This window comes from Phyllobacterium ifriqiyense, assembly GCF_030817885.1.
GTDB lineage: Bacteria > Pseudomonadota > Alphaproteobacteria > Rhizobiales > Rhizobiaceae > Phyllobacterium > Phyllobacterium ifriqiyense.
The window spans coordinates 913,407-936,653 of sequence record NZ_JAUSZT010000002.1; the positions used below are offsets into that span (position 1 = coordinate 913,407).

At 52.9% G+C, this 23,247-nt stretch carries 25 protein-coding genes and 2 pseudogenes; 6 read left to right on the forward strand and 21 right to left on the reverse strand.

Translation table 11 applies throughout. The features are described 5' to 3' along the window. Positions 1 to 21: 21 nt before the first annotated feature. Genes QFZ34_RS05965 through QFZ34_RS06015 form a run of 11 tightly spaced genes read right to left on the reverse strand, consistent with a single transcriptional unit; the run spans position 22 to position 8,625 of the window. Positions 22 to 804 carry an HAD family hydrolase gene (locus QFZ34_RS05965; protein WP_307278148.1) on the reverse strand — a complete coding sequence of 261 codons (783 nt, stop codon included), beginning with the start codon at positions 802 to 804 and terminating at the stop codon, positions 22 to 24. Next, positions 782 to 1,687, reverse strand: a complete 906-nt coding sequence (locus QFZ34_RS05970; protein WP_307278150.1) for a Pycsar system effector family protein — start codon at positions 1,685 to 1,687, stop codon at positions 782 to 784. Before QFZ34_RS05970 ends, QFZ34_RS05965 begins: the two co-directional genes overlap by 23 nt. Continuing rightward, positions 1,684 to 2,250 (reverse strand): VUT family protein, encoded by a 567-nt coding sequence (locus tag QFZ34_RS05975; RefSeq protein ID WP_307278151.1) that lies wholly within the window; start codon positions 2,248 to 2,250, stop codon positions 1,684 to 1,686. Before QFZ34_RS05975 ends, QFZ34_RS05970 begins: the two co-directional genes overlap by 4 nt. Continuing rightward, positions 2,243 to 2,980, reverse strand: coding sequence for a 7-cyano-7-deazaguanine synthase QueC (gene queC, locus QFZ34_RS05980; protein ID WP_370878698.1), 738 nt, complete (start codon positions 2,978 to 2,980; stop codon positions 2,243 to 2,245). The genes QFZ34_RS05975 and queC overlap by 8 nt, the downstream gene beginning before the upstream one ends. Further along, a complete protein-coding gene (queD, locus tag QFZ34_RS05985) occupies positions 2,967 to 3,323 on the reverse strand; it encodes a 6-carboxytetrahydropterin synthase QueD (RefSeq protein WP_307278154.1) in 357 nt (118 codons plus the stop codon). Before queD ends, queC begins: the two co-directional genes overlap by 14 nt. Next, positions 3,320 to 3,952: a 7-carboxy-7-deazaguanine synthase gene (queE, locus tag QFZ34_RS05990; RefSeq protein ID WP_307278157.1), complete on the reverse strand. Its 633-nt coding sequence runs from the start codon at positions 3,950 to 3,952 to the stop codon at positions 3,320 to 3,322. Before queE ends, queD begins: the two co-directional genes overlap by 4 nt. Further along, complete coding sequence (gene dbpB, locus QFZ34_RS05995; RefSeq protein ID WP_307278159.1) at positions 3,952 to 5,055, reverse strand: DGQHR domain-containing protein DpdB; 1,104 nt, start codon at positions 5,053 to 5,055, stop codon at positions 3,952 to 3,954. Before dbpB (QFZ34_RS05995) ends, queE begins: the two co-directional genes overlap by 1 nt. Further along, complete coding sequence (gene dpdA / locus QFZ34_RS06000) at positions 4,973 to 6,340, reverse strand: tRNA-guanine transglycosylase DpdA (RefSeq protein ID WP_307278162.1); 1,368 nt, start codon at positions 6,338 to 6,340, stop codon at positions 4,973 to 4,975. The genes dbpB (QFZ34_RS05995) and dpdA overlap by 83 nt, the downstream gene beginning before the upstream one ends. Beyond that, positions 6,337 to 7,461, reverse strand: a complete 1,125-nt coding sequence (gene dbpB / locus QFZ34_RS06005; protein ID WP_307278165.1) for a DGQHR domain-containing protein DpdB — start codon at positions 7,459 to 7,461, stop codon at positions 6,337 to 6,339. Before dbpB (QFZ34_RS06005) ends, dpdA begins: the two co-directional genes overlap by 4 nt. Beyond that, positions 7,458 to 8,393 carry a hypothetical protein gene (locus tag QFZ34_RS06010; RefSeq protein WP_307278167.1) on the reverse strand — a complete coding sequence of 312 codons (936 nt, stop codon included), beginning with the start codon at positions 8,391 to 8,393 and terminating at the stop codon, positions 7,458 to 7,460. The genes dbpB (QFZ34_RS06005) and QFZ34_RS06010 overlap by 4 nt, the downstream gene beginning before the upstream one ends. After that, entirely contained in the window at positions 8,377 to 8,625 is a 249-nt protein-coding gene (locus QFZ34_RS06015; protein WP_307278169.1) for a hypothetical protein, read from the reverse strand. The genes QFZ34_RS06010 and QFZ34_RS06015 overlap by 17 nt, the downstream gene beginning before the upstream one ends. Here QFZ34_RS06015 and QFZ34_RS06020 point away from each other — a divergent pair. Beyond that, the gene (locus QFZ34_RS06020) at positions 8,612 to 9,472 is read left to right on the forward strand and encodes an HNH endonuclease (protein ID WP_307278172.1); all 861 of its coding nucleotides are present in this window, start codon (positions 8,612 to 8,614) and stop codon (positions 9,470 to 9,472) included. The genes QFZ34_RS06015 and QFZ34_RS06020 overlap by 14 nt on opposite strands. Next, entirely contained in the window at positions 9,472 to 10,629 is a 1,158-nt protein-coding gene (locus QFZ34_RS06025; protein ID WP_307278174.1) for a DGQHR domain-containing protein, read from the forward strand. The genes QFZ34_RS06020 and QFZ34_RS06025 overlap by 1 nt, the downstream gene beginning before the upstream one ends. On the opposite strand, the gene QFZ34_RS06030 is transcribed toward QFZ34_RS06025, so the two are convergent. Together QFZ34_RS06030 and QFZ34_RS06035 are read right to left on the reverse strand one after the other, a co-directional pair. Beyond that, positions 10,593 to 12,830: a hypothetical protein gene (locus QFZ34_RS06030; RefSeq protein WP_307278177.1), complete on the reverse strand. Its 2,238-nt coding sequence runs from the start codon at positions 12,828 to 12,830 to the stop codon at positions 10,593 to 10,595. The two genes, QFZ34_RS06025 and QFZ34_RS06030, sit on opposite strands and share 37 nt — an antisense overlap. Further along, positions 12,821 to 13,594, reverse strand: coding sequence for a hypothetical protein (locus tag QFZ34_RS06035; RefSeq protein ID WP_307278180.1), 774 nt, complete (start codon positions 13,592 to 13,594; stop codon positions 12,821 to 12,823). Before QFZ34_RS06035 ends, QFZ34_RS06030 begins: the two co-directional genes overlap by 10 nt. A gap of 486 nt (positions 13,595 to 14,080) precedes the next feature. Between QFZ34_RS06035 and QFZ34_RS06040 the strand changes: the two genes are divergently transcribed. Both QFZ34_RS06040 and QFZ34_RS06045 read left to right on the forward strand, forming a co-directional pair. After that, a complete protein-coding gene (locus tag QFZ34_RS06040; protein WP_307278183.1) occupies positions 14,081 to 15,154 on the forward strand; it encodes a hypothetical protein in 1,074 nt (357 codons plus the stop codon). 60 nt (positions 15,155 to 15,214) lie between these two features. Next, a pseudogene (locus QFZ34_RS06045) lies at positions 15,215 to 15,388 on the forward strand (ISL3 family transposase); the annotation flags it as partial. A 128-nt stretch (positions 15,389 to 15,516) separates the two neighbouring features. On the opposite strand, the gene QFZ34_RS06050 reads toward QFZ34_RS06045, so the two are convergent. The 5 genes from QFZ34_RS06050 to QFZ34_RS06065 form a co-directional block, all read right to left on the reverse strand. After that, a complete protein-coding gene (locus QFZ34_RS06050) occupies positions 15,517 to 16,014 on the reverse strand; it encodes a DUF2569 family protein (protein WP_307278185.1) in 498 nt (165 codons plus the stop codon). A gap of 438 nt (positions 16,015 to 16,452) precedes the next feature. Then, positions 16,453 to 16,557 carry a BrnA antitoxin family protein gene (locus QFZ34_RS23330; RefSeq protein WP_370878716.1) on the reverse strand — a complete coding sequence of 35 codons (105 nt, stop codon included), beginning with the start codon at positions 16,555 to 16,557 and terminating at the stop codon, positions 16,453 to 16,455. Between the two features lie 41 nt (positions 16,558 to 16,598). Further along, a complete protein-coding gene (locus QFZ34_RS06055) occupies positions 16,599 to 16,832 on the reverse strand; it encodes a hypothetical protein (protein WP_307278187.1) in 234 nt (77 codons plus the stop codon). Positions 16,833 to 18,589: 1,757 nt separating this feature from the next. Continuing rightward, the gene (gene tolA, locus QFZ34_RS06060) at positions 18,590 to 18,958 is read right to left on the reverse strand and encodes a cell envelope integrity protein TolA (RefSeq protein ID WP_307278189.1); all 369 of its coding nucleotides are present in this window, start codon (positions 18,956 to 18,958) and stop codon (positions 18,590 to 18,592) included. Positions 18,959 to 19,101: 143 nt separating this feature from the next. Further along, positions 19,102 to 19,245, reverse strand: coding sequence for a hypothetical protein (locus QFZ34_RS06065; RefSeq protein ID WP_307278192.1), 144 nt, complete (start codon positions 19,243 to 19,245; stop codon positions 19,102 to 19,104). Between the two features lie 574 nt (positions 19,246 to 19,819). Here QFZ34_RS06065 and QFZ34_RS06070 point away from each other — a divergent pair. Then, entirely contained in the window at positions 19,820 to 20,023 is a 204-nt protein-coding gene (locus QFZ34_RS06070; protein ID WP_307278195.1) for a CsbD family protein, read from the forward strand. 575 nt (positions 20,024 to 20,598) lie between these two features. On the opposite strand, the gene QFZ34_RS06075 is transcribed toward QFZ34_RS06070, so the two are convergent. After that, positions 20,599 to 21,087, reverse strand: a complete 489-nt coding sequence (locus QFZ34_RS06075; RefSeq protein ID WP_307278197.1) for a LysR family transcriptional regulator — start codon at positions 21,085 to 21,087, stop codon at positions 20,599 to 20,601. Between the two features lie 317 nt (positions 21,088 to 21,404). Further along, positions 21,405 to 21,884 carry an Lrp/AsnC family transcriptional regulator gene (locus tag QFZ34_RS06080; RefSeq protein ID WP_307278200.1) on the reverse strand — a complete coding sequence of 160 codons (480 nt, stop codon included), beginning with the start codon at positions 21,882 to 21,884 and terminating at the stop codon, positions 21,405 to 21,407. Positions 21,885 to 21,969: 85 nt separating this feature from the next. Here QFZ34_RS06080 and QFZ34_RS06085 point away from each other — a divergent pair, with 85 nt between their 5' ends. Continuing rightward, a complete protein-coding gene (locus QFZ34_RS06085) occupies positions 21,970 to 22,932 on the forward strand; it encodes a DMT family transporter (protein ID WP_307278202.1) in 963 nt (320 codons plus the stop codon). A 138-nt stretch (positions 22,933 to 23,070) separates the two neighbouring features. Here the strand turns inward: QFZ34_RS06085 and QFZ34_RS23335 are convergent. Beyond that, a pseudogene (locus QFZ34_RS23335) lies at positions 23,071 to 23,238 on the reverse strand (aldo/keto reductase); the annotation flags it as partial. Positions 23,239 to 23,247 lie beyond the last annotated feature (9 nt).

Below are 23,247 nucleotides of genomic sequence, written 5' to 3' on the forward strand. Positions count from 1 at the left end.
CCAAGACGATATGGTCCGTCTTCAGGCGCTGGCGAGGACAGTGTCTGCTGCAGATTCAAACGTAGCCGCTTTATGAGAAATTGAAGCGTCGGAGCCAATTTCCCATATCGGTCTGAATTTGCCCTCGACGTGGATTGCCTCAATGCCGGCTGCCGCCGCTGGGATAATATCGCGAGTGATCTGATCGCCAATCATGAACACCTGAACCGCAGGACCGAAAAGCCGTTTCAGGCGGATAAACAACTCTTTGCGCTTCGGAGCATCGATGACGCGATCGATATATCCGTCAATATTGTTTGCCCGTAGCACATTTTGGACCCGCTGCCTTCCGCCCTCGGTGACGATGACAAGTGTCGCTCCGGCACGGTGCATCTTTTCCAACCCCTCGGGGACACCGGGCAAAAGCTTAGGCGTGCTGCGAAGATCTGAAAAGTACCGGCTTTCGATCGCTGCAACGGCATCATCCGACAGCGGTATCGCGGTCGGATCACTCCATGCTGTTCGCGCGGCAGTGGCTGGGTCGCTTCCGTCGAGCCTGTGGCATAAGGCAGCGATCAGGAGACGAGGTGGGTAACGAAGGCCGAGATGATGACGGGATGCCAGTTCTTGGTCCACCTCTCGCACATAGGCGAGCCGGTCAGGTGCACCGACGTTTTTCTGCAGTGCCTTGGCGATACCCGTGAGCAATTGAAGTTGAGCAACTGCGAAGACGCCGTCCGTATCCCAAAGGGTATTGTCCGCGTCCAGACATACCACCTGGGTCGATACAGTGCCCTCTCTTCTATTGGCAGTTGCGATTAGCATTGAGTGCGGCATCTTTTTGGCCTGTGGCACAGTCGTTGGTGACCGCGCTTCGAATCATAGCATTAGAATCCTTTTGTGGCGGGCTTACAAAGACAAACGTTGCACTGAACGCGATTAGCCAAAAAAGCAGGACCTTGATTGCCCATGATTGCAGCTGTTGGGCGGGCTCTAGGTATCTTAACTTGTCGGCCACTTTCGTTGCCACCAAATAGGCCTCGGTAATGTAGTTTTTAAGGTATGCGAGCTGCAAGTCCCCCTTAAGCTTACTGGGGTCTTCGGACAGGAAGGCCTTGCTCCAGTCTTCCGGCGAGACCTCGGCGATCGGCTTGAAGAACACATAGGATTTTGGTTTTCCGTTCTCGCTGGCGACCTTGGGATAGCGGAACCTGGCGCGGATCGCATGAAACGTGACCAGTGCGCCGGATACCGCCAGTAGCCCAAATACGATGAAGAGAACGTACGACAAGGGCACAAGCGCATCGCGGTAGGTCGCAGAGTTGCCGATGGAAAAACCGTCCAAGAAGGTCCGTAAAGGGTAGGTGTCGGCAAACCGGGCGAACAGTACGCCCGAAAAGGCGCTCAGAAATGTGATGATAGTCAGCAACCGCGTTGCTTTGCCGTCCTGATAGTCGGTCAATGCTTTGACTTCGTCCAACGACTGCCTGGCGAGTTTCAAGGGGGATTCCAGATTTCCATCAGCCGGGAGCGTCAAGTGTGCGAGTTCGCGGCTGGCGCGTTCAAGCACTAGGTTGGTTGTAAGATGTTTGACCTCACCGTCTTGAGACACCTGCGGATAGTGCTCGAAGTGATGGCCCCTCAGCGCGTGCCAAATCGCTTGAAACGGACCGACGGGATCTTCTGCGTTGGAAATGTTTTTGGTCATGCTGGATAGAGCCCCAATTTGCGATCGCGTTTACGAAGCATGACAAGGAATGGAAGGCTCGCTACGACCATGATGGCCTTTCCAAGAACCTGGCCAGCGAGAAAGTCCAACGAACCGAAGGCCAGCCAGAGAAACATGGCACTGTCGACGATCAACCCGACGACGCTGCTGCTGAGCGCCGCAATGACCAAGCCGCGACGCTGCAAAGGCGTGAAGACGAAAAGATCGGCGATCTCCGAGGCCAAAAAGGCTGAGGCCGAGGCAAGGGCGAGGGCAGGGGCGGTGAACGTGGTTGACAAGATCGCGCCGACCACAATCGCCGCCACCGACCAGACCAGTCCGAGACGCCTTTGAACCAGGTCACGAAGCACAAGCGCCAGACCAACAAGCAGAACGCCGCTCGGCGCCGTTAGTCCAAAGCCCACTGGGATCAGGCACGGCCCATTGGGGACACAAACCGTTCCAACGTGACCAATCATGTAATTGGCTGCTGGCACGCAGGCTGCGAAGGCAAGTAGAAATACAATGCCTTCGACGTGACGAATACGATCTGCATCAGCCATGAGGCGTCTCCACCGTGCGGGTTTTCTCCGCGACAAACTTGTTATAACCCTTGGTACGCAGGTCACATGCTGGGCACACACCGCATCCGGAGCCCCAATCATGCCGTTGGCCGCGATCGCCGAGATAGCAGGTGTGGGTATCCTCGACGATAACATCTATCAACCGGGGTCCGCCCAAGCTGCTCGCAAGCTGCCAGGTCGCCGCCTTGTCGATCCACATAAGCGGTGTCTCGAGCACAAATCGCCTTTCCATCCCCAGATTGAGGGCAACCTGGAGCGCCTTGATCGTGTCGTCTCGGCAATCCGGATAGCCTGAATAATCGGTTTCGCACATGCCGCCGACCACATGCTTCAGACCCCGGCGGTAGGCAAGTGCGGCGGCGAACGTCAAAAAAATCAGATTTCGGCCCGGCACGAATGTGTTGGGGAGCCCCGTGCTCACCATCTCGATTTCGATGTCTTTTGTCAGTGCCGTGTCGGAAATCTCGCCCAGCGCAGAGAGCGAGATCGTGTGATCCTCGCCAAGGCGGTTCGCCCAGGCCGGATTGATCCTGGAGAGTTCGTCTCGCAGTTTCGAGCGGCAATCCAACTCCACTCTATGCCGCTGGCCATAGTCAAATCCCACGGTTTCCACGCGTGGAAAACGATCGAGTGCCCAGGCAAGGCAAGTCGTGGAATCCTGTCCACCGGAGAAAAGAACTAGCGCACCTTGTGTCTCAGTCGCCATCATATTCCGCCCAGCAAAAAGGAGTTTCGAAGACCTTGACCGACGACAACTGATCAAGACGTGGTTTGGCTCTTTCCCAGATCCAGACCGCGATATTTTCCGCCGTCGGATTTGAAAGCCCATCGATGTCGTTCAAGGTGTGATGGTCTAACTGTTCCAGCAACGGCTTGAACGCGCTTTCGACATCAAAGAAATCGATCACGAAGCCAGTATGCGGATCCACCTTACCAGAGAGTTGTACGTCAACGCGGTAAGAGTGCCCGTGCATCCGGTGGCACTTGTGGGTGCTGGGAACATTCGGCAGGCGATGGGCCGCTTCGAAGGTAAAAGCTTGCGTGATTTTCATGGGATACCAATCAACTTATGGGTCTGGAGGCTCAGCCGCCACGGGGGATTTTCGAGACAGTAGGCAGCAATCGCAGCGGTATTCTCAAGCCGTAAGGGGCCGTCCATCGGCTGAAGCCAGTGGTGATCAAACGACAAACTAGCGAATTGATCGGGACGGGCATCGACCTGAGGGTAGACAAGCTTCAGTTCGTTTCCCTGCATCTGTTTTAATTCAGAGCCCGCTTTTGGGCTGACACAAATCCAGTCTATCCCGGCAGGAGCTTCGATTGTCCCGTTAGTCTCGACGGCAATATGAAAGCCGGACTCATGGACGGCCTCAATCAAAGGAGTGTCGAGTTGCAACAGTGGTTCGCCGCCAGTAAATACAACGAAGCGTCCTCGATCTCCCGGTCCCCAGGTCGCGGCGATCGCCTCGGCTAGAACTGCTGCATCCGGAAATTTGCCGCCGCCAATTCCATTCGTTCCAATAAAATCGGTATCGCAGAATTGGCAGATCGATTTCGCGCGGTCCTCCTCCCTTCCCGACCAGAGATTACAGCCCGAAAATCGGCAAAAGACCGCAGCACGCCCTGCCTGCGCGCCTTCACCCTGAAGGGTTTTAAATAGCTCTTTGACGGCATAGGTCATCAGGCCTCCGGCAGACCGCTTAGCGGCTCAATGAGGGCAGCGCGGCGCGCTTTCGCGTCGGCGCGCACGATTGTAATCAGGTATTGCGCTAAGCTGACAATGTCTCGATTGACGTTTTGCACCGATTTCCAGTGGCGCTGGTCATCAGACGCGAATTCCCAATGGCCCGAGGTCCAAGCCGTTTTGCCAACGAGTGATGAAAGGCCCTTTGAGAAATCCTGCCATGTGCGGGCGCCGTCCAGCAACGCGAGCACTTCCATGACATAGCCAAGTGCCATTATACCTGCGCCATGGACGAGGCGGGACGTCTTTGGCGTATGATCCTTCCAGTCGTCCTTGAACACGTATTTGACGGCGGCGTAGAACTGATTGATCACCTCGAAGCAGAGATCCTCCCCATTGGGTTCGCGGATCATTTCCCGCATGACACCGTCTGTCGCGGAATTCATCACTACCCGCTGGATGGCGGTATCGCGGATGATGCCGGCAGGGTTGGTGTGCTGATGGATCATTCCCTTGAGCGACGACTTAGCATCAAAATTGAGCCGGGCCACGAGTTCAGCGGCAAATGCGCGATCGCCGAGACGTCTTGGTAGTCCTCCGACTGTCGGAAGCAGTTCATAAATCAGCGACTTCGGCAATGGTCGTGTGTTGTTGATGAGGACGAATTGGCGGCGAAGTTCGGCTTCGTCTTCGCAGACGACGCCCGATATAAACACCTGGAAATCTTTGTCAGGTAGTTGTGAGAGTGCGGTAAACCGCTGTTGTCCATCAACGACGAAGCCGACAGGACCATCATCCGATGTTATCTTGACCACGCAGCGTCCAAGGTCATCAAGATCTTCGATCTCCATGCCCGATGTGAATGCCACAACGATCGGATTGGGCAGGATCGCCTCCGACTTTTCCAGATAATCACGGATCTCGCGAATATGGCCGGCGATCTGCGGCCGCTGAAAACCACTGAGTTTGCCGTTACTGTCACGCGCAACGCGCTCGATGAAGGCAAACTGCTGTAGTTCAGAGGCAAGGGCTGCAAACGAGACTACTATATGCTGATCGCTCTGCCGCGCCTTGATTGCCTGGAATTTGAATGTCGTCATTTACTTCACTTCTGCATGGTAGCTTGCGGACGAGGGCCTCATAGACCCCGAGATTATGAATGCCGCGTCGTTTGTTTCGATTGCTGGCTCGGAAAATCACGACTTCAATGGAGAGCGATTTGCAGATCGGGCATCCGCACATCTTCCACGGCCTGTCAGTGAGCGTGCGCTTATAACGGCTTCGCAATTCGTCTATCGCCTTCACCCCGGGAAGATCGCCAATAGGCGCGCCCATCAGCGCCGGCGCCGCGTAGGCGATCACGGCTTCAAGGGTATCTTCCAGGCCCAGATCGCCACGGTCATAGGAGCGAAGCGCGTTTAACGCATCGGCTTCCATTAAGACTAGCTTCTCTTGGTTCAGGGCGCCCTGCTTAGCCAAGCGTTGGAGCTTTGGATTTTCGAGCGCCTGGGGCACGCGTATGGCGGTGTAGTAAGCCAGAGCGCCGCTTGGCGTCGGTAGATAATAGTTCGCTTTTGCATCCTTAAAGGCACGGATCAGCGGCGAAGTGGTGTCGAAACTGGTAATGTTGAAGGGCTGAAAGCTCTCGATTTCATCCGCCTTTGCAAATCCTAGGATGTGGAGCCGTACGTTTTGCGGAATGACCTCGCGGATGGCGCGCAAGCAGGCTTTAATCTGTGGCGCTTTCAATGGCACCGTGCCGCCGAGGGCCAGATAGGTATAGCCCATCGCCACAAGCCTGCGAGCCGCTTCTGCCATGCTTCCCGGTGACCATCCCTGGATTACGCCGAGGGGAATGAAGCGACCGGACATGTGTAATGTCGCCCTGAGGAACTCTGCCGCGTTTTCCAGTGTGATGTCGAAGCGACTGCGGGCTTCTGCCGTACCGCCATCGAAGCCGGTCAGGCTTTCATCAAAGTCGAAGATGATATGGTCGACTGAACAGCCATGCGTGAAGCGGCCGTCGTCATAGAATTCGGCGGTATCCTCCGGCGTATAAGGAGGCCGCTCGTCTTTGTGATAAGTAAAGGCTCCGCAGTCACCGAAGATAGGAAGCCGATCGAACGGCGGCTTATCAAGCCTCAAAAACTCTCGCGCGCCAACGCGGCGAAAGCGCATTGCCTGAGCCTCAGTGTATTTGCCTCCGACCGCTGCCCCCCCAACGATACCGCGGGAGACAAGCATGCCGTCATAAGGTGCATATCCCATTAGCTCGTGTGGATAGGCATCATCCCAATAAGGGGTTCGCCCCTCTGCATATCGATCGCGGAGAAAATCATATCCGGGATCTACGTGATCGAGACTGTCGGCGAAAATGAACTTCATCGGTTCGGCCTCGACAGCCTGCGATCCAGTTGCATCAAATGGTCCGCCAGCTTGGTAATATGTTGCGGCGTCCCCTGAATCTCGTTCCAAGCCCAGCCAAGATCTGCCCACATACCGTCCGTCCAAGCGCAATGGGGTTCTAGTCGCCTCAGCGATTCGCGGATTTCCACGTCTGGATTTTCCGAACTATCTGCTCGAAGCATAATTTGATCCATCAGTGCGCCCATCGCCTTGATACCGGCCGAATGCATTAGACGACTTTCGATGGGAGCCAGGCCCCAAGCTGTTGGGAATGTATCGCGCACAGCAGACCAATAGAGCGCCAGTGTCTCGAACATAGCGTCCGGGTTCGCTGTCTCCGGGGAATGCTTATATTGGCTAAGTGCTCCAAGCGGCGGTCGCAGATTCTGTTTGATCGCCGCTATAAGAGCGGTATCGCTGATAACGCTGGCGTCCTCCGCATTGTCGGATGCACGTTTGATTAGTTTATAGAACGGGGATTTCGGCTGCCTGTTGAGGAGATTGCAGAGTTCGCTCGGCAGTCGGTTGACCGCAAGATCTTTAGGAAGAAGGGTCCCGACCTCTGGCAGCAATTCGTTTATCAACCTCACATCAAGAGCTTTTACTTTGTTTACAAGAATGAATTGTTCCCGATGGATTTGCAGGTCCCGTGACACGAATCCAATCACTGGCACGGGAAATCGGCTGTTTTTCGCTTTGGCAAGCGCAAGTGAGCGCTGCTGCCCGTCCACAATCCACGCGGCCCGGTCGCCTGCTGTTCGGAAAGGAATGGTGAGGGTGCCGGAAACTCCAACCTCGGCCAGACCATTAGGTTTTGGCCCACGCGACGGCTCAAAGTGGATCTCGGGGGAGAACGCGAGAGTGATGGCATTCGGAAAAAGAACAGGACCGCTATCGAGGAACTCAACGATTGAATTTACGTGACTGCGGATTTCCTTTCGTTGGAAGCCTTTCAGGTCCTTTTCGTCCCTGTGGATTCGGCTGATATCGGCAACGCGCGTCAGATCAGATCCGTAAAGGAAAAATGCATAGACATCGATTGCGTCGCCCTGCTGCGTCCTGACCGCACGCACAACGAGGCTCTCTGTCTCAGATATCATGCGAGCCCCCCTTCTTTTCGCACTTCTGCCGCAAGACGAGCAAATCGCTTTTGCTCACAAGCAACGGCCAGTTCATCTCGCAGCACCCGTAGAAGTTTTGTGGTCGATCCGCCGGTTCGATCCCAATGTTGGCGAAGCAGAGTTTTGATATCCGTATCGGAACGGCGCACGCCCGATGACACGTTTGGGAGGCTCCAAGGCATCAAGAGACGCTCGACATGTTTCGTCTGGCTGACAATGCCGCCGTGTGGTTGGTCCGTCATGACCGTCGTTGCGAAATGGTGAAGCGCTCGGGAAGTGAAATCGATCATTGTTCCGCGGATCGGACTTTGCGGGCCATTCAGCCTCGTGTCGTATGGCAGAATTTGGGCCGCAAGTCGTCCAGGAAGCGTTGTGTTTGCTGATCCCGCGAAAATTCTTAGGCGGTCCAACGTTTCGTCGGGTAGATCCAGCAGAATCGGCTCAAGCATTCTGAGATAGGCTAAGCCAACGGCGAGGAGGATCAGTCCATCGGTGGATATCAGAGTGGCGCGTACGTCGTCCAGGTCGATGAGCGTTTGCCACCAATCTGCCCCGGACACGCTAGGCTTGATGTGATCCAGTACGCAATCTGCCGACCCTGGTGATACTGTGAGGTTGTAAGCAGGAACCGGTTGCTCCGATCCTAGAAAGCCCAGCCCGGCCGAAACGACATAGAGTCGAGCTTTGACGCAAGCTGCCGCAGAGACAGCCAGTGAAAAGGAGCGCCCGCTGTAGAGGTCCTGTGCGACTGAAATCTTCGGGGCTAAGGAAAGACGATTTTTCCACTCGGCGCTCACATCAGAGAGGTTGCCGAATGGGAGGCTACGAGCCTTCGTTCGAAAATCAGCCTCGTGATGCTTACTGTTGGCGCAAGCGGTGATGATTGCATGCATATCAGTTCCAGCCGACATCACGGCGCTCATGGGTGTAGCAATTCGATACTGGAGATAACTGCGGCGGCGATAATAGGTCAACCCAGAAACTGCGACGTTTATTTAGCAGCCCCTGAGAAACTGCAGAGTGTGACATCTTCGCCACTTTCTTATTGTTTGACAGTTGTAAAAAGCGTTGGCTTTTGGAAGCGTTGGGCTGTAACTTCTCCGATACCTGCACTGCATTTTGATGGCTCATGATTGAATTCATTGACAACTCCGAACCTTGGCGCCCAACCACCTCGGGCGAACGTTTGCTGTTTTTGCTCCTCACAAACCATAAGGAAGCGCGCTACCTCTCCAATGTTCTTTCTGAATCTGGACTTCGATTTGCGAGACGATATGGCGATTGGTCGAATTTTCTGGTTGGCGCTTCGCTGCTCCATGTGCAGCAGCGGTTGATAAAACTCGGCAATGACGTAAGAGACACCGTACCAAACCGTCTTGATCAAATTCGCGAACTGAGAGCACGTACTTGCGATATCCTACAACTGACGCCGATTGAATACGACGCAGACTTTGGTGAACTAATCCAAGAGGTCCTTATCAGTGCTGAGCAGATCCATAAAGAACCGAGCGCCGGGCTAAAGAGACTTGTTTGCAAGGCTGGGAGTCAATGTTGCTACAGTTGCGGTAGATTGTTCGGAGGTGTTTATGAAGATGCACCAGCGGGGTTGAAGGCAACGGCGGATCACGTCTGGCCGCGGGCGTTAGGCGGCGACTCTGTCGAGCAGAACTTGCTACCGGCTTGCGAGTCCTGTAACTGCATTAAAGGCCATCTGGCGACTTGGCATATGGCGTGGATTCAGCCGATCGTATTTTCCGATATCGACGAAATGAACGGACCGCCACCTATTCCGCGAGAAGTGCAAATGGCACTTCACATGCGCGCAGCGACAGCCTATGCCCGCGCGAATGGCACGACGCTTCGAGACGCTTTTCTCACGATTGGTCCACGGGATCGCCCCGCGAAAATTGATCAGGATCAAGGCTATGATTTCTTCAATATGCGTGTCCACGACGAGGCGCGCACAATGATAAAGTGGATTCCAGGCTGATGCAGTATGAATACGATGCTTTCGTTTTCCAACAACGCGCCGATGGAAGCGGGCCGCTTTTCGCCATGTTCCAGGCTCCAGCAGGCGAGGTGGATGCCTGGGCGGACGTCGATCGACTAGGCCCCGACAATAAACTTGGACCCCAACGCGAACCAAAAAAGAGCCGGATTTCGAGCATCAAGCGGTTTTTTGCCGATGATCCGAACAATACGATTCCGACCGCGATTGTCGTCGGGCTGAAAGGCGTTGTTGTCGAGGTGCAAGGGAACATCTCGAAAATTAAGTTCGAGGCGGTGGTAGATCAGCCGAAGCCAGGCCTGATCATCGATGGTCAGCATCGTTTGCGCGGTCTCCAAGCCGTCAGTGATGCCACATTTGTGCCGATCGTCGCCATACTCGAGGCAACAGATCTCGAAATGGCTTTCCAGTTCCTTGTAATCAACAACAAATCGGCCAGGGTCCCTCCCGATCATATACGAGCGCTTGCGCTGAATTACTCGCAGGATCAACTCGAAACGCGCCTCCGGACCGCTCGGCTTTCCCAGAATCCAAATCTAGGGTCCGTAGGCGTTTTGGATGAAGACGACGAAAGCCCATTTCGCGGTATCGTGGACTGGCCGAACAATCCCGCTGACTCCCGGATCATCGCTCCGTCGGCCGTCGAGTCAATGGCGGCTGAGGTCAGATCACTCGGCTTTGGCGAACTCGAAGATTTGGATAGTGTTAACGCGTTCCTGATTGCGATGTGGTCCGTGATTAAAGAAGAATGGCCGAACCTTTTCGTGAAGGGAAGCAAACTCATGTCGAAGGTGGGGTTGATTTGTATCACGCAGTTCGTGTGCACCACGATGAAAACGTGGGCACGTAATCCGCATCTCCGGACTCAAGTAGATCCTGGCGACCCCGATAAAGTTAGAAATGTTACGCGAGATGTCTTAAATACTCTCAGCCCCCGTTTTTTTGAAGCAGATTGGACAAGCACCAGCTACGATACCCGCGCGGGACGTGATCAGATCATGAACGATCTTGAAGCCCTTTCCTTCAATGTCGCCAACTCGGAGCACTGGTATGAAGGATTGAAAATAATCGATCGAAATTGGCTTCAAGTGCATCTTTCTGATCACGCAGGTGCAACTCCTCCAGTGGATGCGGTCTGAGGGGCATAAGCACTCGTGCGTCCGTGCTCACGGGTCTGCATCATGACGGCCGCATCCGTGATGCAAAGGAGGTCAGGATTTCCAATATGTGTGTAACGGATGCTGTCGCCTTCGGCTAGGGTTCTGGAAATGTGCTTTTTCAACGCTTCTTTATCCAAGCCTGTTGCATCGAGTAGCTTTTGTTTCGTTTCGGACCACCAGTCGGGGTCCCTAGTATGAACGAGCATGTTGATCGAGCCTCTCAGGGGGAGTGCTCGATCAACATCAACCACTTTCTCTTTCTCTAGTCGGGTCATCAGGTCTGATAAAAAATCGAGCCGCAGCATGCCGCCGACAATCTCACTCCAGAGAATCGGGCGCTTCGACTCACCGACCACGGCCTGAGTGTACCAAGCTGCTCTTAATGCAAGACGAGATGCCAACGACGCAGCATTCTTCGAGCGAACGGGGAGGAATGTTCCTACCACGGATATTGCGCCGCATGCTAGAAAGCCAGCGCCCGCTGTTGCATGCGTACGGTCCGGAGACTGCGTGTCACAGGCACTCAGTAGCACAACTGGTGGAGGGCGCATTTGACCGCGGAGTTGCCAGATATCGATTTTTTCAGCGCCGATATGTAGGACGCCGACGCCGGTATTCTTATCATGCGATCCATGGCCATCGAAAATCATCATTGCGCCACGAAATCCGTTGATAGCGGCGATGAACTCTTCGCTCGTGTTGACCCAAACTTGGTAAAATTTCAGCCGCGCGTTTGAATTAGTCGCTATCACACTCATCGCCTGTCTGACATCATTTCGGATCGGATCGCTCGGACCGAAAGATGAGACGACGAGAACTTCCGCAAAGGCGTCTGGTGGAAGATAAAGTGTTTGGTTGTTTGCAAGCTGCGTCATCATCAAATTGCCGGGCGTGGCAGGAATGCGGGACACATTGAGAGCAATGCTCATAGGAAGATCGCCGATTGGTAACCATTCCAGCGGCGCATCTGCAACCAGTTTAACGCCCGTTTGACTGCTTGCGATGATGTCAACCAAATCAGCGGGAGCGTGGCGTTGCAGTGACCGTTGAACCGACTGAAATACTCGTTCAGCCTTGTTGCTACCATTGACGGTTCCACCGCCTCTAGCATAACCCGTAAAATCGCGTAGTTCCGTAGCCCTATTAACTCCGTTCGGTAGCCGCACCGTCGACGCTAGCGTCGAAGCTGCTCGCAGGCTGACAGCCAGGGTCTGGGCGTTCAATTCCTTCGTGCGCATACCAAGGATGTATTGGCCGGCAGGCAACATCAGGGGCGCTACGTCGGTCCCCGACCCTTGGAACATGTATCCGGTTTGTTGTTGAAGGAGGCGGATCGTTTCTCTAATGCCGGGCGGTTCATCACCGGTCGGTCGAGGAAGGCGTTCGCGTGTGTGTGCATACAGTGCGGGCGCGAGGACAATCCGGTCTGGCTTCGGTGGGTAGGAAAGAAAGGCTGGAACTAGTTCGCCGCTATCTTGAACCGCAACCACTGCTAGAGCGGCCTCCACCATCGCCTTAATGTGTGGGCGTTCATCTCTAGGCGGTGAGGTGAGGGTTTTCTCTCCTTGAAATTGATATCCCAAAGACTGCAGTACGATCAGGTTTGCGATAGTGCTGTTATGGGGTTTGGCAACCATAGCAAGAATAGGCGCCTTGGGTGCGTGCCAGGCAGACAAAGTCGTCGAAAGCTCGTCGACTGGTAACTGCGCGTTCAAAAGCCGAAGCTTTTCCGCGACTGCGCGTAAGTGATCGCGGACATGGATCCATCGCGCATTTTCTGGCCTTAGCGACCTTTTCCCGGTGGTGGAAATTTTCAGGATGGGAAAGGTTTGACGTTTCTCCCATTCGGTAACAGCGGAAAATGCCTTGGCGGTGCCCGTCATCACGACCCAAAATGGGTCGTCTTGCGATATGGTCAATTTGAGGAAATTGCTCAGCGAGAGAGGGGTCCAACTCCACCCGTGTCCCGTCAGCCGCCGTGACTTTCTTGCTTGGAAAGACAATCCGAAGTCGAAAACATCTGCGGGCAAATGTGGTATCAACCGCATAGCCCACCCCATGTCTAGCATTCCCGGAGATATACCTTGGAACAAACTGGCATCTTCCAAGCTGTCGTCGGTCAGCACGATGACGTAGCGTATTGCGTTAGAAAGGCTATGCGGGGACGTCTTTATTTCCATTTGGCGATCTGCTCTTTGCCTGTCGAGGTCAAAACTGCGCTGAGAAAGGCGCTTGATCTTTCATGGTCGATTTCCCTGCGACGAGCCTTAATAATGTGGTGCGGTTTCGGATCGCCACTAATATCTTGGACTAAGATAAGTCCGACCCCATGCTTCGCGCATTCATCGCGCACTCTTATCTCTTGCTCAGGCGAGGCAAGTGTCCAATCTTTGGGATTGAGAGGAAAAACGACGTAGGCCTTCGTAGCTGCACTTGTATGTGAAAGCGCCTCAAAAACTGCGAGCACGTTTGAAGAATCGGGACGTTTGACTTCAAACGTCACCACGTCGAATTCGTGCCCGATGGTGAACGGAAATTTCTTATGAGATACCAAAGTGAAGTCAGGGCGCGTCCAGGGGCCGACAATTTTCGCGTTTCGACGCGCTGTGTTTTCAACGAGAAATTCGGAGTTGCTGTAATTATTACCCAGCCAGATCGCCTTGATCTGTTTTTCGACCTCCGGGTAGTAGCTCTCCTCGCCGATAACGGCGTCCGCGGCGCTAACCCCTCTTGCCAATCCGATGTATCCTTGCCGCTTAGTGACGAGTAGCTTTTTAGCGATGCCGAGTTTCAGTGTTGCATCGGCTATTCCGTCGTCGTTTGAACAAACATAGCGTTTTAACCAAGTCCGAGTTAGGTCCGCTTTCTCCGCAACCAATTTTTCTACGATGGTGATCAGTAGTTCCAATGTACGAAGCGACGGCGGGGTGTTGAGTTCTTCCATTTTTTCGTTCCAGCTTAAAAATCTCGTCTATAGTTGTCTTACGTGATAATTAAGAAAACGCTGAGTCCAGAAATCACAACTTGTATGATTTCAAATATTATTTTCAGAACAATACACAGATCCGTATTCTTTCATGGCAAATGTTGGAGTAAGATCCAATTAGCCACTGTTTGTTGGTGCGCATTGAGCTTATGCCATGGGTAAGGGAGCCCAACTACGCATATGCATCATTTAATCGTCACTGCCGACTTTGTAGTGATCTGATCATTGAAGGGCCTACACAGGCACGAAATCGGTTTGTCGGCTAATTCCAGTGGCGATGATGCCAGCAGCCATTTGAGACGCATACAGCGACTCGTTGACAGATTACTCGCATACCCTTGATCTCTGACACGGCACATTTGCCGTGCTGCTGCGGAGATGGTTGATCGCGACGCGATTTCGGTAATAAACTCTCATAAAATGTCCTCGATCAGGAGACGAGCCGTGAAGCGCAAGAAGCGAAATCCAGAAAAGTTCGATCCTGTAGAGTTGTTCACGGCCATGGGCCGCAACTTTGACTACAAGCTTGATGCCGAGGGAGACATTCGAGACTTCCTTGATCGGGTGGGCAACTCTTTAAAAGCCTCGATCTCGAATCCTGCGATGCTGCACGGGAAGCGAGTGGAAACAATGTTCGCCCACGTCGCTGGTGCTTTGGGGAGGTGTAGACTGATCAAGCAGGAAGACGCTGGTGCGGTGTTCGTGAACGGCGGCGATCTTGAAATCCCGGACTATCGTCTCGTCCTCACCGACGGAACTGCTCTTCTGGTCGAGGTGAAGAATTTCCGATCGAAGGACTACAGGAAGGGCTTCGCGATCCGCGCCGACTACCTCTCGAAGCTCGAGGCATACGCCGCACTGAACGGCCTCCCGCTGAAACTGGCAGTCTACTTTCCGAACCCTAACACATGGGTACTTCTGTCACGGCAATCATTCACTGCCGATGGTGATATCTTTCGTGTCAACTTTGTCGAGGCGATCGCCCGAAACGAGATGGCCCTGCTAGGGGACCGAATGATTGCCACGCTCCACGACTTACGCATCGACTTTCTAGCCGACCCAGCCGAGTGCTCGACGCCTGACGCGAACGGAGAGGTCCAGTTTACCGTACGTGAAATTCGCATGTCTTGCGCAGGTAAGGGGGTAACGGACGAAGCCGGTAAGAATATTGCGTTCTATCTCATGCGGTACGGCGAGTGGGTCGAGCAGGAGAACACGGCCATTTTTCAGGACGGGAAGGTAGTCGGAATGCGCTTCACGTACGCGCCGATGGAGCCGGTGGAGGAGCAAGGTCCACATATCGCGGGCACACTGAGCAACATGGTTAGCAACGCATACAAGGAACTCACTGTCCAGAGCGGAGCCGTGGTCGCCCTAGACGTAAAGCATGATCCTGACGTTTTCTCACTGGGCATTCCGGAAGGCTATAAAGGATCGCTGCCGCTCTGGCAGTTCATCCTGCAGCCGAACTACGACCTGCGCGCACGCGGAATCGAGCGGGAAGAGCAGGAAGCCTAGCGCGGCTAGGCTGCGGTCACTGCCGCCTTCATCTTGTTCATGGTGTGCAAATGAGCACGGAATTTTAGATTGGGCGTCGGCAAGGATGAAGCTGCGGTTCATGCGGCAATCGTCGCACCCTCGTTCAATGGCCAGACCGAAGGGCCGATCACCAAACTCAAGCTCGTCAAACGACAGATGTACGGTCGCGGAAAGCTCGATTTGCTCCAAGCAAGATTGATCGTAGCCATTTGATCATGCGATGCACCAAAACTGCGTCAGAGCCAATTTTGCATGCCGAAACACATGTATGAGGCGAGTAACGTCCACTAAGGCCGGGTTTTTGTGCAGATATGGTCAAGGCAGCGTTCAATATCTGTGTGCTATTGAATTACGAATGTTTCTTTCACCCGTTTTGATCGAAGCAGATACGGTACTACGATGGCACAGACCGCAATGTCTATCGCAGCTGTCCTTATAGGCGTTCGCGCCGCTCTCATTACTTCGGAGATATCACCTGCAACCGGTGTGTAAGCTATAAGTATATATACGATCCAAAAGGTTGAGAATACCGCCTGAAAGGTCACCAGTCGGATCATCCATTTCGGTGCACGAACATCTGTAGCTAATGCCAGCTTCAAGGCATATAAAGCCACTAACGCCACTGCAATTGTTCCGATCAGGACAAAGAGCACTAACCACCATGTTTTCGGCGTGTATGAACTCTTTAGTCGTATAGACAATGTTTCGGGACTGAAGTAGGCGGATCGCAGTAAATCTATGAAACTCCATAGCCCGTCAAGCACATTGCCTGATATCAGAATAACCAGAAATATTAGCCAACCACCAATTGGTATAGAGCGGCCATCAACTTTGTTCACAGAGGTTCCAATCAAGTTAGCAAATCACTCAATCATTCGAGGTATCGGAGGTGTGTAGCAACTACCCTCTTGAGGTGTAACATCAATCTTATCGCCCGCTTTCAAGGATTCCTCCGGTTGACCAATAACAGCAACAACCTCGCATTCAAATTTCTGCCCTCGGTATTCTCGAGTGAAGGCGATTCTCCCGAGCAGTCGAGGCGGACTGCTTTGTCTAGTTAAGGTTGAACGTGTTCTTTCCGTTCGCCAAACCTCAAGAAGAGTTCCTACAACGCGGGGATTGTGTTCGACCCGGTAGGATGTGATTTGTTCTATCAGAACAATTGCACCTATTGCTAAAATGAGGCTACCTCCCCGATACAGCCAGCGCCATTTTCGCCATAGTTTCTCTTCGACAGAGAGGGTTTTTTCTCCGACACTGGTTTGGTCTTGTTCAGATCAAGCACCTGCGGCGTTGCGTAAAGCATCGTTCATTTTACGTTGCCAGCCTTCGCCGTCTGCTTTGAACTTGTCAATTACATCGTAATTGGTTTTAGCTCGCATACGGGGCCAATTCACCAACGGCAATGATCGCACCTGGATACCTATTTCTTAAACTCTCGATAATACAGGAACCCAGAAATTGCAGCATAGGTTGCTGCGATCACTGCAAGTCCTATAGCTTCGGAAAGAGCTCGTCCCTGATATTCGACTGCTATAGCGATAAATCCAAAGCAAATAGCAAGGCAGGTGCATAGTGCTTTCCAGTCGCTATTTTGAATAATCCATTTTGCGATTTCCAGCAGGCGAGTTTGAATTGCAAGATAAATTTGAAGCATTGTCGCCGCTCCTCATGCCATGACGGCAACTAGAACCCAGTACCATTGTGTAGAACAAGATTTGGAACAAGTGGGTTATTGCAGGTATCAAGTCTCGGCGTGACTTTTATGCGGCCTCCCGCTTGATAATAATCCGTTGGCTTGCCGATTCGAATTGCAACTTTGCACGCCGTTTCTGTTCCGCTGATGTTAGCCACAAATTTACATCAGCCATTTTAAACGAACCGTAACGGCCAGAAACAATCCACACTCGTTCGATAGTCGCTGCGGAATATGGATGGCTGTTAACATATTCGACTTCGCGATTGAGTTCATATTCCACTGCACCTATGCTGATTGCTAACGCCAGTGCATAGAAGCATATCGCGCCTTTCCGCTTTAGTAGGAACGCTTTCAACTCAAAATGCCGTCCGGATTTATATCCCCTTCGACCACGGCAACAAAGTCTCCCAGCGCAGTCACCCCTCCAAAAACAGTTCTTTCCCAGACCAGCTATACACAAGCTACCACTGTGTAACATGGGACGTATGCAAGGGGCTCAGCTTATCCACCGGGTTACTCGTGACAGTTTGGTGACACGATACATCCTCAATTTGAGGAAGAAGCCCATTTTAAGCGATAGTGGTTGTATTGATTGACGCACCCGACAGGATTCGAACCTGTGCCTTCGAGGGCAGCAAGTCCCAACTATCCGACTTGTGCACTACCTTCAGCGGCTATGCCGCGAATGCAAACCCGAATCCCATCCAGTGTAATCATAAGAAGGCTGGCGCCGCTGTTGCAGCGTAAAACGGGATTTCTAATTTCGTAATGTGATCAAACGCTTCCTGCAAGAAGATTAGTCATTGTAGAACTTCAGGCAACAATCAATTTTGCTGGAAATTCGCCTATTATCGGCATTTTCAAAGGAAGGTGTTCTGATGGGAATCTCTTTGTACAAACCATAAGCTCACACGACGACAGCTGTATCGTTGACGCTCAGCCACAATCGCTTTGATGAGTTCTTGGGCAATGTGATCACTTTTTCAGGCCAAGCTGTTTGTGCGTTCTTCTTGTTGCCTCCGAGCTACGGGAGAGTAGTGGGAAGTGTGCTGTTAATGCAGCCGAGGACGTGGGCTCGATGGACGTAGACCGAACCAAGGTTGATGTGACCAAGTTGAAACCCAAATTGAACGGCTGGAAACTCAAAACGGCGGCGTTCGGGATCGCATGACGCGAATGAAAGTCACGCTTTCAAATATGGCGATCAACATTGACCGCGTTGCGCGGTACGTGACAGCACTCAAGCGCCGCGGGGAAACCCGCAAAGGTGATTGATGCTCGTTGGCCAGCGTGATCAAAATCTGCAGGTTATGAATGAGGTTGGAGAAAATAGAGCGTGACCGATGAACTGCAATTCCATAACTGTAGGAGTCCAGTCCTTGTCTGAACCATTCAAGAGGTTTCCGCCATGAAACAGAATGAAACCAACAATCATTTTGAAGTTCAAAAGTTTAAGGATGAGATGAAAAACCCTCAAGACCATGCTTTTAGGATCCGAACAAGAAAGGAGATGTCCAAAGGACGGTGGGAATCGGTTTCGTTGATCGTCGTCCTGATCGCGGTTGTGTTAGGTGCTTATCTGTTCCTTTAACATTATCCAGCTTTGGGCTGGCCAGTTATGCCGGACATCATATCAAGCTTGAGATGCTACCGAGCGTCTGGTGACGCCGTTTCAGCCAACAGTATTTCACCGATCGGATGAACCGTTCTAGTGATTACGGATAGAAAGTAAGAGTCACCTGACTCCATTGATCATACTTGTCTGGAGGTAGTTTAAACGGTTGAGCACGATATACCGATCGCAGCGCTCGGTTTTTCATTTTGTTCCGAGTTATAAAATCGCCGCCTTTGCCAGACACCGCTGGAGTGTCGATGATCTTACCGGCGCGGCTCAGTCGAATTTTCACTACGACGACAATATCTCTGTTTCCTTTGATCTCACTTTCACTCAATAAGCCAGCTCTGCCCTCCGTTCTGTGTTGTGGATCCGGTGCGGGTGTCTGTGAGAATGAAGGCGATGATAGGCCGAGAGCAAATCCACCGATGAGGATAAGTCTGAAAAATGAGTTCGGCCTTTGTGCCATGATTGGTCTCCCGCATTGAGATAATTCTAATCCACGCTCAGAGTCGATGGAGGACTTGGATAGTAGGTCGAAAATGCAGGTTTTGGACCGGCTGGAGCGCGTAGAGCGGGATAGGAGAGCCCCGCTGTTCGCAATATGTATTTCTAACGATAGGAAGTCGGATTTGGCACAGAACGATCATAAGTGAATTTATCTACCACACTTGCTCCGACCACATCGAAGGGTTCGCCCTTATCGACGACAGTCATTTTTCTGGTGAAATCAATTGCGCGACCCGTCTCGGCCAATATCCTCACTCCGAACACTGCACTGCGACGATTCCGCTGCCATTGCCCGTTGAATGAGACGACCATTTTACCATCGACGATTGTGTCTGGCTGGCGGACGCAGTTTGAAAAGGTGGGCGGGTCAGAGTGAGCGATCATTAGCGGTCTGGGATACCGGAACCAATTGCCTTTCGTGTCACTTTCAAACATGTCGCGACCATTGAATCTTTGTGCAAGTAAAAGACGATCCGAGGTCCCACCCGGTGGTGTCCACACCAGAGTAACCTGATACCGGCTGACACTTCTACTGTCGTTGTAGATTTTGTTCACTTCGGCGCATGAGCTGTCTGCAATAGCTGGCGACGTGGTGCTAAGTCGCCATCAAAACAATGAAAGTCCGACCCAGCATTACTATCCCCGCGGCTATAGCGGTACAATCCGTTGCTGACCGAGTGAAATCAAGCCGCCATACGTATCGGTCAGACATTTTCCGGCGTTTCCCATCGGCCGTTCCACCCGGTTAAGCCCGAAAAGATCGGAACTTTTCGCTCCGCAACCACGTTGGTCTGACATCACCGACGTGGAGGAAAAAATCATGGCATGGGATCGTGTTGAAGGTAATTGGAAGCAGGTCAAAGGCAAGGTCAAAGAGCAGTGGGGTAAACTCACTGATGATGATCTTGACGTAATCAACGGGAAGCGTGAGCAGCTCGAGGGAAAAATCCAAGAGCGCTACGGCAAAGCCAAAGATGAAGCCAAGCGGGATGTCGACACTTGGTATGACTCTCAAACTTGGTAAGTATGACTCGATTGAAGAAGCCCTGGTGTCCTTGCTGATGCCGGGGCTTTTTGCGTTGTTATTGAGGCTTGGGCAGTGACTTCGGTTTTGAACGCTTCGATAGCTTTGGTTGCAATCGCAGGTTTTACCTTCCAGCTTGGCCTGATTCTGCAAATAGTCTGCCAGATGCGTTCCGTCCTTCTGTTTTCCTCTACGTCCAATCCGTGGTGCTCTGCGAGAATGCTGTTCGAATAACGTCGGACATGGCATTACTTGCAACATTCGCGGTGCGGGGATTTCGCACCAGCACAACATTTGTAGAATCAATCACCGGAAAGCCGTCGTTCTCATCCAAGGCACGACAGTTCATAGGAATCTTACTTCGCGCAAGTGGCGCAATTGCGAGGCCTGATACTACCGCGGTTACCAGCCCTCCGCTGGTATCGCACGTATAAGCGATCCGATAATCGATATTGTTCTTTTCCAATGATCCGAGGGCGGATGTTTTGCACCAGCTCGATTTATCATAAAGCGCAACCGGAACAACGCTATTGTGGTGAACGCAATGCGCCTCCGATGTTACCCAAACCGTAGGGTCACACATAAAGGATTTCTCCTTTAGCCGGATGTCCTGGTTCAAAGACAACTGCAATATCAAGTTCGTCTAAACCAATAGCTGCAAGCTGCTCAACCGAGTATCCGCATTTCACCGTAACTTCGACTTCAGGATGCCGGTTGGAAAAAGCTGCCAATGCCCGAGGAAGGATCGTGTCCCCGTATTCCTCAGGAATACCGATCCGAACTGGTCCATGGAGTGGCGTGCACCTCAGCGTAGCGACAGTGTCATCTAATAGTCCGATAATTTTGGTGGCATTGACCATCAACTTTTTACCGTGGGTCGTCAGTGTGACTCCTCTCGACCCGCGCTGAAAAATGCTCTCTCCAAGCGTTTCTTCCAGCTTTTTAATTTGAATGCTGATGGCGGATTGCGTTCGCCCGAGTTGCTCTGCCGCGCGCGTTACATTGCCACTGTTGGCCACAACGACAAAGGTCCGAAGAAGTTCACTATCAAGTGTCGTCGACATCCGAGCTTTCATAAAAAATAATAATGTCTCTCATGATTTCTATCAATTTTCATAATGTCAATCTTTTCCTCATTGTTAAGTTGAAACTGCTGGAGAGGAAATAAAATGGCGCATTGGCCGACGTGCTTGAAGGCATTTCTCGATAATCGCAAAAAGGCTAACGATCGTCGAAGATGGTTTCTTAGCATACTGAACAAGCCCGAGTTGCTTAGAGATATTGGAACAGACCCCCACAGTGCTCGACGTCTGGCCGGCGGCTTGTATTCCCGATGGCGTCAAACCTGGTTATGAAAAAATCACCCGCTGTCATGACTTTACTATAGGGGTGGCAAGCGCCGTTTGACGGAGGTTCCCTTGATGACAGCCGTGCTGGTGACGGCGTGCTCGGAAAGCGCCTCTAGAACATCGTCCATCTGTTCGATCGACTGAACGACCAGGCGGGCAAGGAATGGATCGTCACCGGTGATCTTGTCACACTCGATGAATTCCGGCCGTTCCTGAATCAGCCGTTCGACCAGATGCAGTTTGCCGGGTAGCGGTCTGATCCTCACCATTGCCCTGATTTGGTAGCCGATAGCGCGTGTATCCACATCGAGGGTGAAGCCTCGAATGACGCCAGCAGCTTCCAGCCGGCGAACACGTTCTGACACGCTCGGCGCGGACATGCCCACCAGACGGGCAAGCTCGCTCATCGACAGGCGGGCATCGGAATCGAGCGCGGCAAGAATGCGGGCGTCTGTCGCGTCCAGCGTCGATTTTCCGGTTTGAAGTTTCTGGGGTGGTTTTGCCTTCGACATGAAAGGCAATCTATGCGAACTGCTCTTGTCATTCCATATAAATCAGTCGGATCGCATTGCATGATGACTCCAACAGGAGAAAATCATGCTGCTTGGAATCATTGCTGGCCTGACCACGTGTGCGTTATGGGGCCTAACCTTCGTCGCTCCGCGCGCCATAGCACCATTCACGGCATGGGATTTGACCATTGCCCGCTACGGAATCTTCGGCTTGGCCTGCCTTCTTCTGATGGCCGATCGACGGTTTCGGCCCGTTGGCATTGCCACGCCACGGGTTCTGATCGGGTTGCTGCTCGGCGGGGCGGGATATGTCGGTTACTTCGTCAGCGCCGCCTTTGCCGTCCAACTTGCAGGGGCAGCAATCCCGCCGGTCATCATCGGCACCATGCCGGTGTTTCTGGCGATCATCGCTAATTTTCGGGACCGTTCTGCACCGTGGCAGACACTTGCCTTACCTTTAACGTTGATTGCAAACGGCGTGGCGATCGTCAACGTCGCGGCGATCAGCACGGCAAACGCTGCCGGTACTGCTTCGATTCTACTTGGTATGCTTGCCAGTTTGGCGGCTCTGTTGATCTGGATTGCCTACGGGCTGGCAAATGCAGCAGTGATGCGGTCAGCCGATGCTCCGGATGGTCTGCAATGGACAGGGGTACAAGGTATCGGTGCAGCGATCGGAAGTCTTGTCCTGCTACCGCTGGCATCTTTCGATCTGGTAGGCACGGCATCTCATTCGGAGACTCTCCGATTTGTCGTCTGGGCACTCGTGATGGGGCTGGCAGGCTCGTGGTTCGCGACGTGGTGTTGGGTAGTTGCCTCCCGTCGCTTGCCGCTGGCACTCTCCGCCCAGCTCATCGTTGCCGAAACAATTTTGGGCCTCGGCTACGGATTCATGTTCGAGGGCCGTTATCCATCTCTGGCCGAAGCAATCGGAGCGGTTTTGCAATTCGCCGGCGTCTGCTCCGCCATCGCAGTTTTCGGTAAGCCACCCGCTCTGCATGTCTTGCGTCAGAAACTCCCTCGGGACACAACTGAAGAAACTGCCTGAAATAATCGGTGGTTCGACACCTCTCAAGGCGAAGAAGCGTCCCGGCGCGGTGACCGGCGCAGGGTATCGGGGGAGCTTGTCATGCCAGAGCTTGGTGGTGACGAAGAGGTCCGCGCGGTTTATGCCGTAGGCCGCCAGCGCCGCGCTGACGGCGGTTTCATTGCCGTACATGGCGGCGGTATCGATGTGCCGGAAGCCGAGTGCGAGGCCGCATTCTACCACGAATCGGGCGGCATCGCCCGGCATCCGGAAAGTCCCCAGTCCTAACCGGGGGATAGCGACACCGTGAGTTTCAATCGTTTCCATGATCGTTCC

Bases quoted from the DNA above. Each gene is read 5' to 3' on its own strand.
- QFZ34_RS05970 (WP_307278150.1), bottom strand. From the start codon at position 1,687: ATGACCAAAAACATTTCCAACGCAGAAGATCCCGTCGGTCCGTTTCAA.
- queC (WP_370878698.1), bottom strand. From the start codon at position 2,980: ATGATGGCGACTGAGACACAAGGTGCGCTAGTTCTTTTCTCCGGTGGA.
- QFZ34_RS06015 (WP_307278169.1), bottom strand. From the start codon at position 8,625: ATGAATTCAATCATGAGCCATCAAAATGCAGTGCAGGTATCGGAGAAG.
- dpdA (WP_307278162.1), bottom strand. From the start codon at position 6,340: ATGAAGTTCATTTTCGCCGACAGTCTCGATCACGTAGATCCCGGATAT.
- QFZ34_RS06030 (WP_307278177.1), bottom strand. From the start codon at position 12,830: ATGGAAATAAAGACGTCCCCGCATAGCCTTTCTAACGCAATACGCTAC.
- QFZ34_RS06080 (WP_307278200.1), bottom strand. From the start codon at position 21,884: ATGTCGAAGGCAAAACCACCCCAGAAACTTCAAACCGGAAAATCGACG.
- QFZ34_RS23330 (WP_370878716.1), bottom strand. From the start codon at position 16,557: ATGCGAGCTAAAACCAATTACGATGTAATTGACAAGTTCAAAGCAGAC.
- QFZ34_RS06035 (WP_307278180.1), bottom strand. From the start codon at position 13,594: ATGGAAGAACTCAACACCCCGCCGTCGCTTCGTACATTGGAACTACTG.
- QFZ34_RS06075 (WP_307278197.1), bottom strand. From the start codon at position 21,087: ATGTCGACGACACTTGATAGTGAACTTCTTCGGACCTTTGTCGTTGTG.
- QFZ34_RS06070 (WP_307278195.1), top strand. From the start codon at position 19,820: ATGGCATGGGATCGTGTTGAAGGTAATTGGAAGCAGGTCAAAGGCAAG.
- QFZ34_RS06010 (WP_307278167.1), bottom strand. From the start codon at position 8,393: ATGTCGGCTGGAACTGATATGCATGCAATCATCACCGCTTGCGCCAAC.
- tolA (WP_307278189.1), bottom strand. From the start codon at position 18,958: ATGGCACAAAGGCCGAACTCATTTTTCAGACTTATCCTCATCGGTGGA.
- QFZ34_RS06055 (WP_307278187.1), bottom strand. From the start codon at position 16,832: ATGCTTCAAATTTATCTTGCAATTCAAACTCGCCTGCTGGAAATCGCA.
- QFZ34_RS06085 (WP_307278202.1), top strand. From the start codon at position 21,970: ATGCTGCTTGGAATCATTGCTGGCCTGACCACGTGTGCGTTATGGGGC.
- queD (WP_307278154.1), bottom strand. From the start codon at position 3,323: ATGAAAATCACGCAAGCTTTTACCTTCGAAGCGGCCCATCGCCTGCCG.
- dbpB (WP_307278159.1), bottom strand. From the start codon at position 5,055: ATGACGACATTCAAATTCCAGGCAATCAAGGCGCGGCAGAGCGATCAG.
- dbpB (WP_307278165.1), bottom strand. From the start codon at position 7,461: ATGATATCTGAGACAGAGAGCCTCGTTGTGCGTGCGGTCAGGACGCAG.
- QFZ34_RS06020 (WP_307278172.1), top strand. From the start codon at position 8,612: ATGATTGAATTCATTGACAACTCCGAACCTTGGCGCCCAACCACCTCG.
- QFZ34_RS06025 (WP_307278174.1), top strand. From the start codon at position 9,472: ATGCAGTATGAATACGATGCTTTCGTTTTCCAACAACGCGCCGATGGA.
- QFZ34_RS05965 (WP_307278148.1), bottom strand. From the start codon at position 804: ATGCTAATCGCAACTGCCAATAGAAGAGAGGGCACTGTATCGACCCAG.
- queE (WP_307278157.1), bottom strand. From the start codon at position 3,952: ATGACCTATGCCGTCAAAGAGCTATTTAAAACCCTTCAGGGTGAAGGC.
- QFZ34_RS05975 (WP_307278151.1), bottom strand. From the start codon at position 2,250: ATGGCTGATGCAGATCGTATTCGTCACGTCGAAGGCATTGTATTTCTA.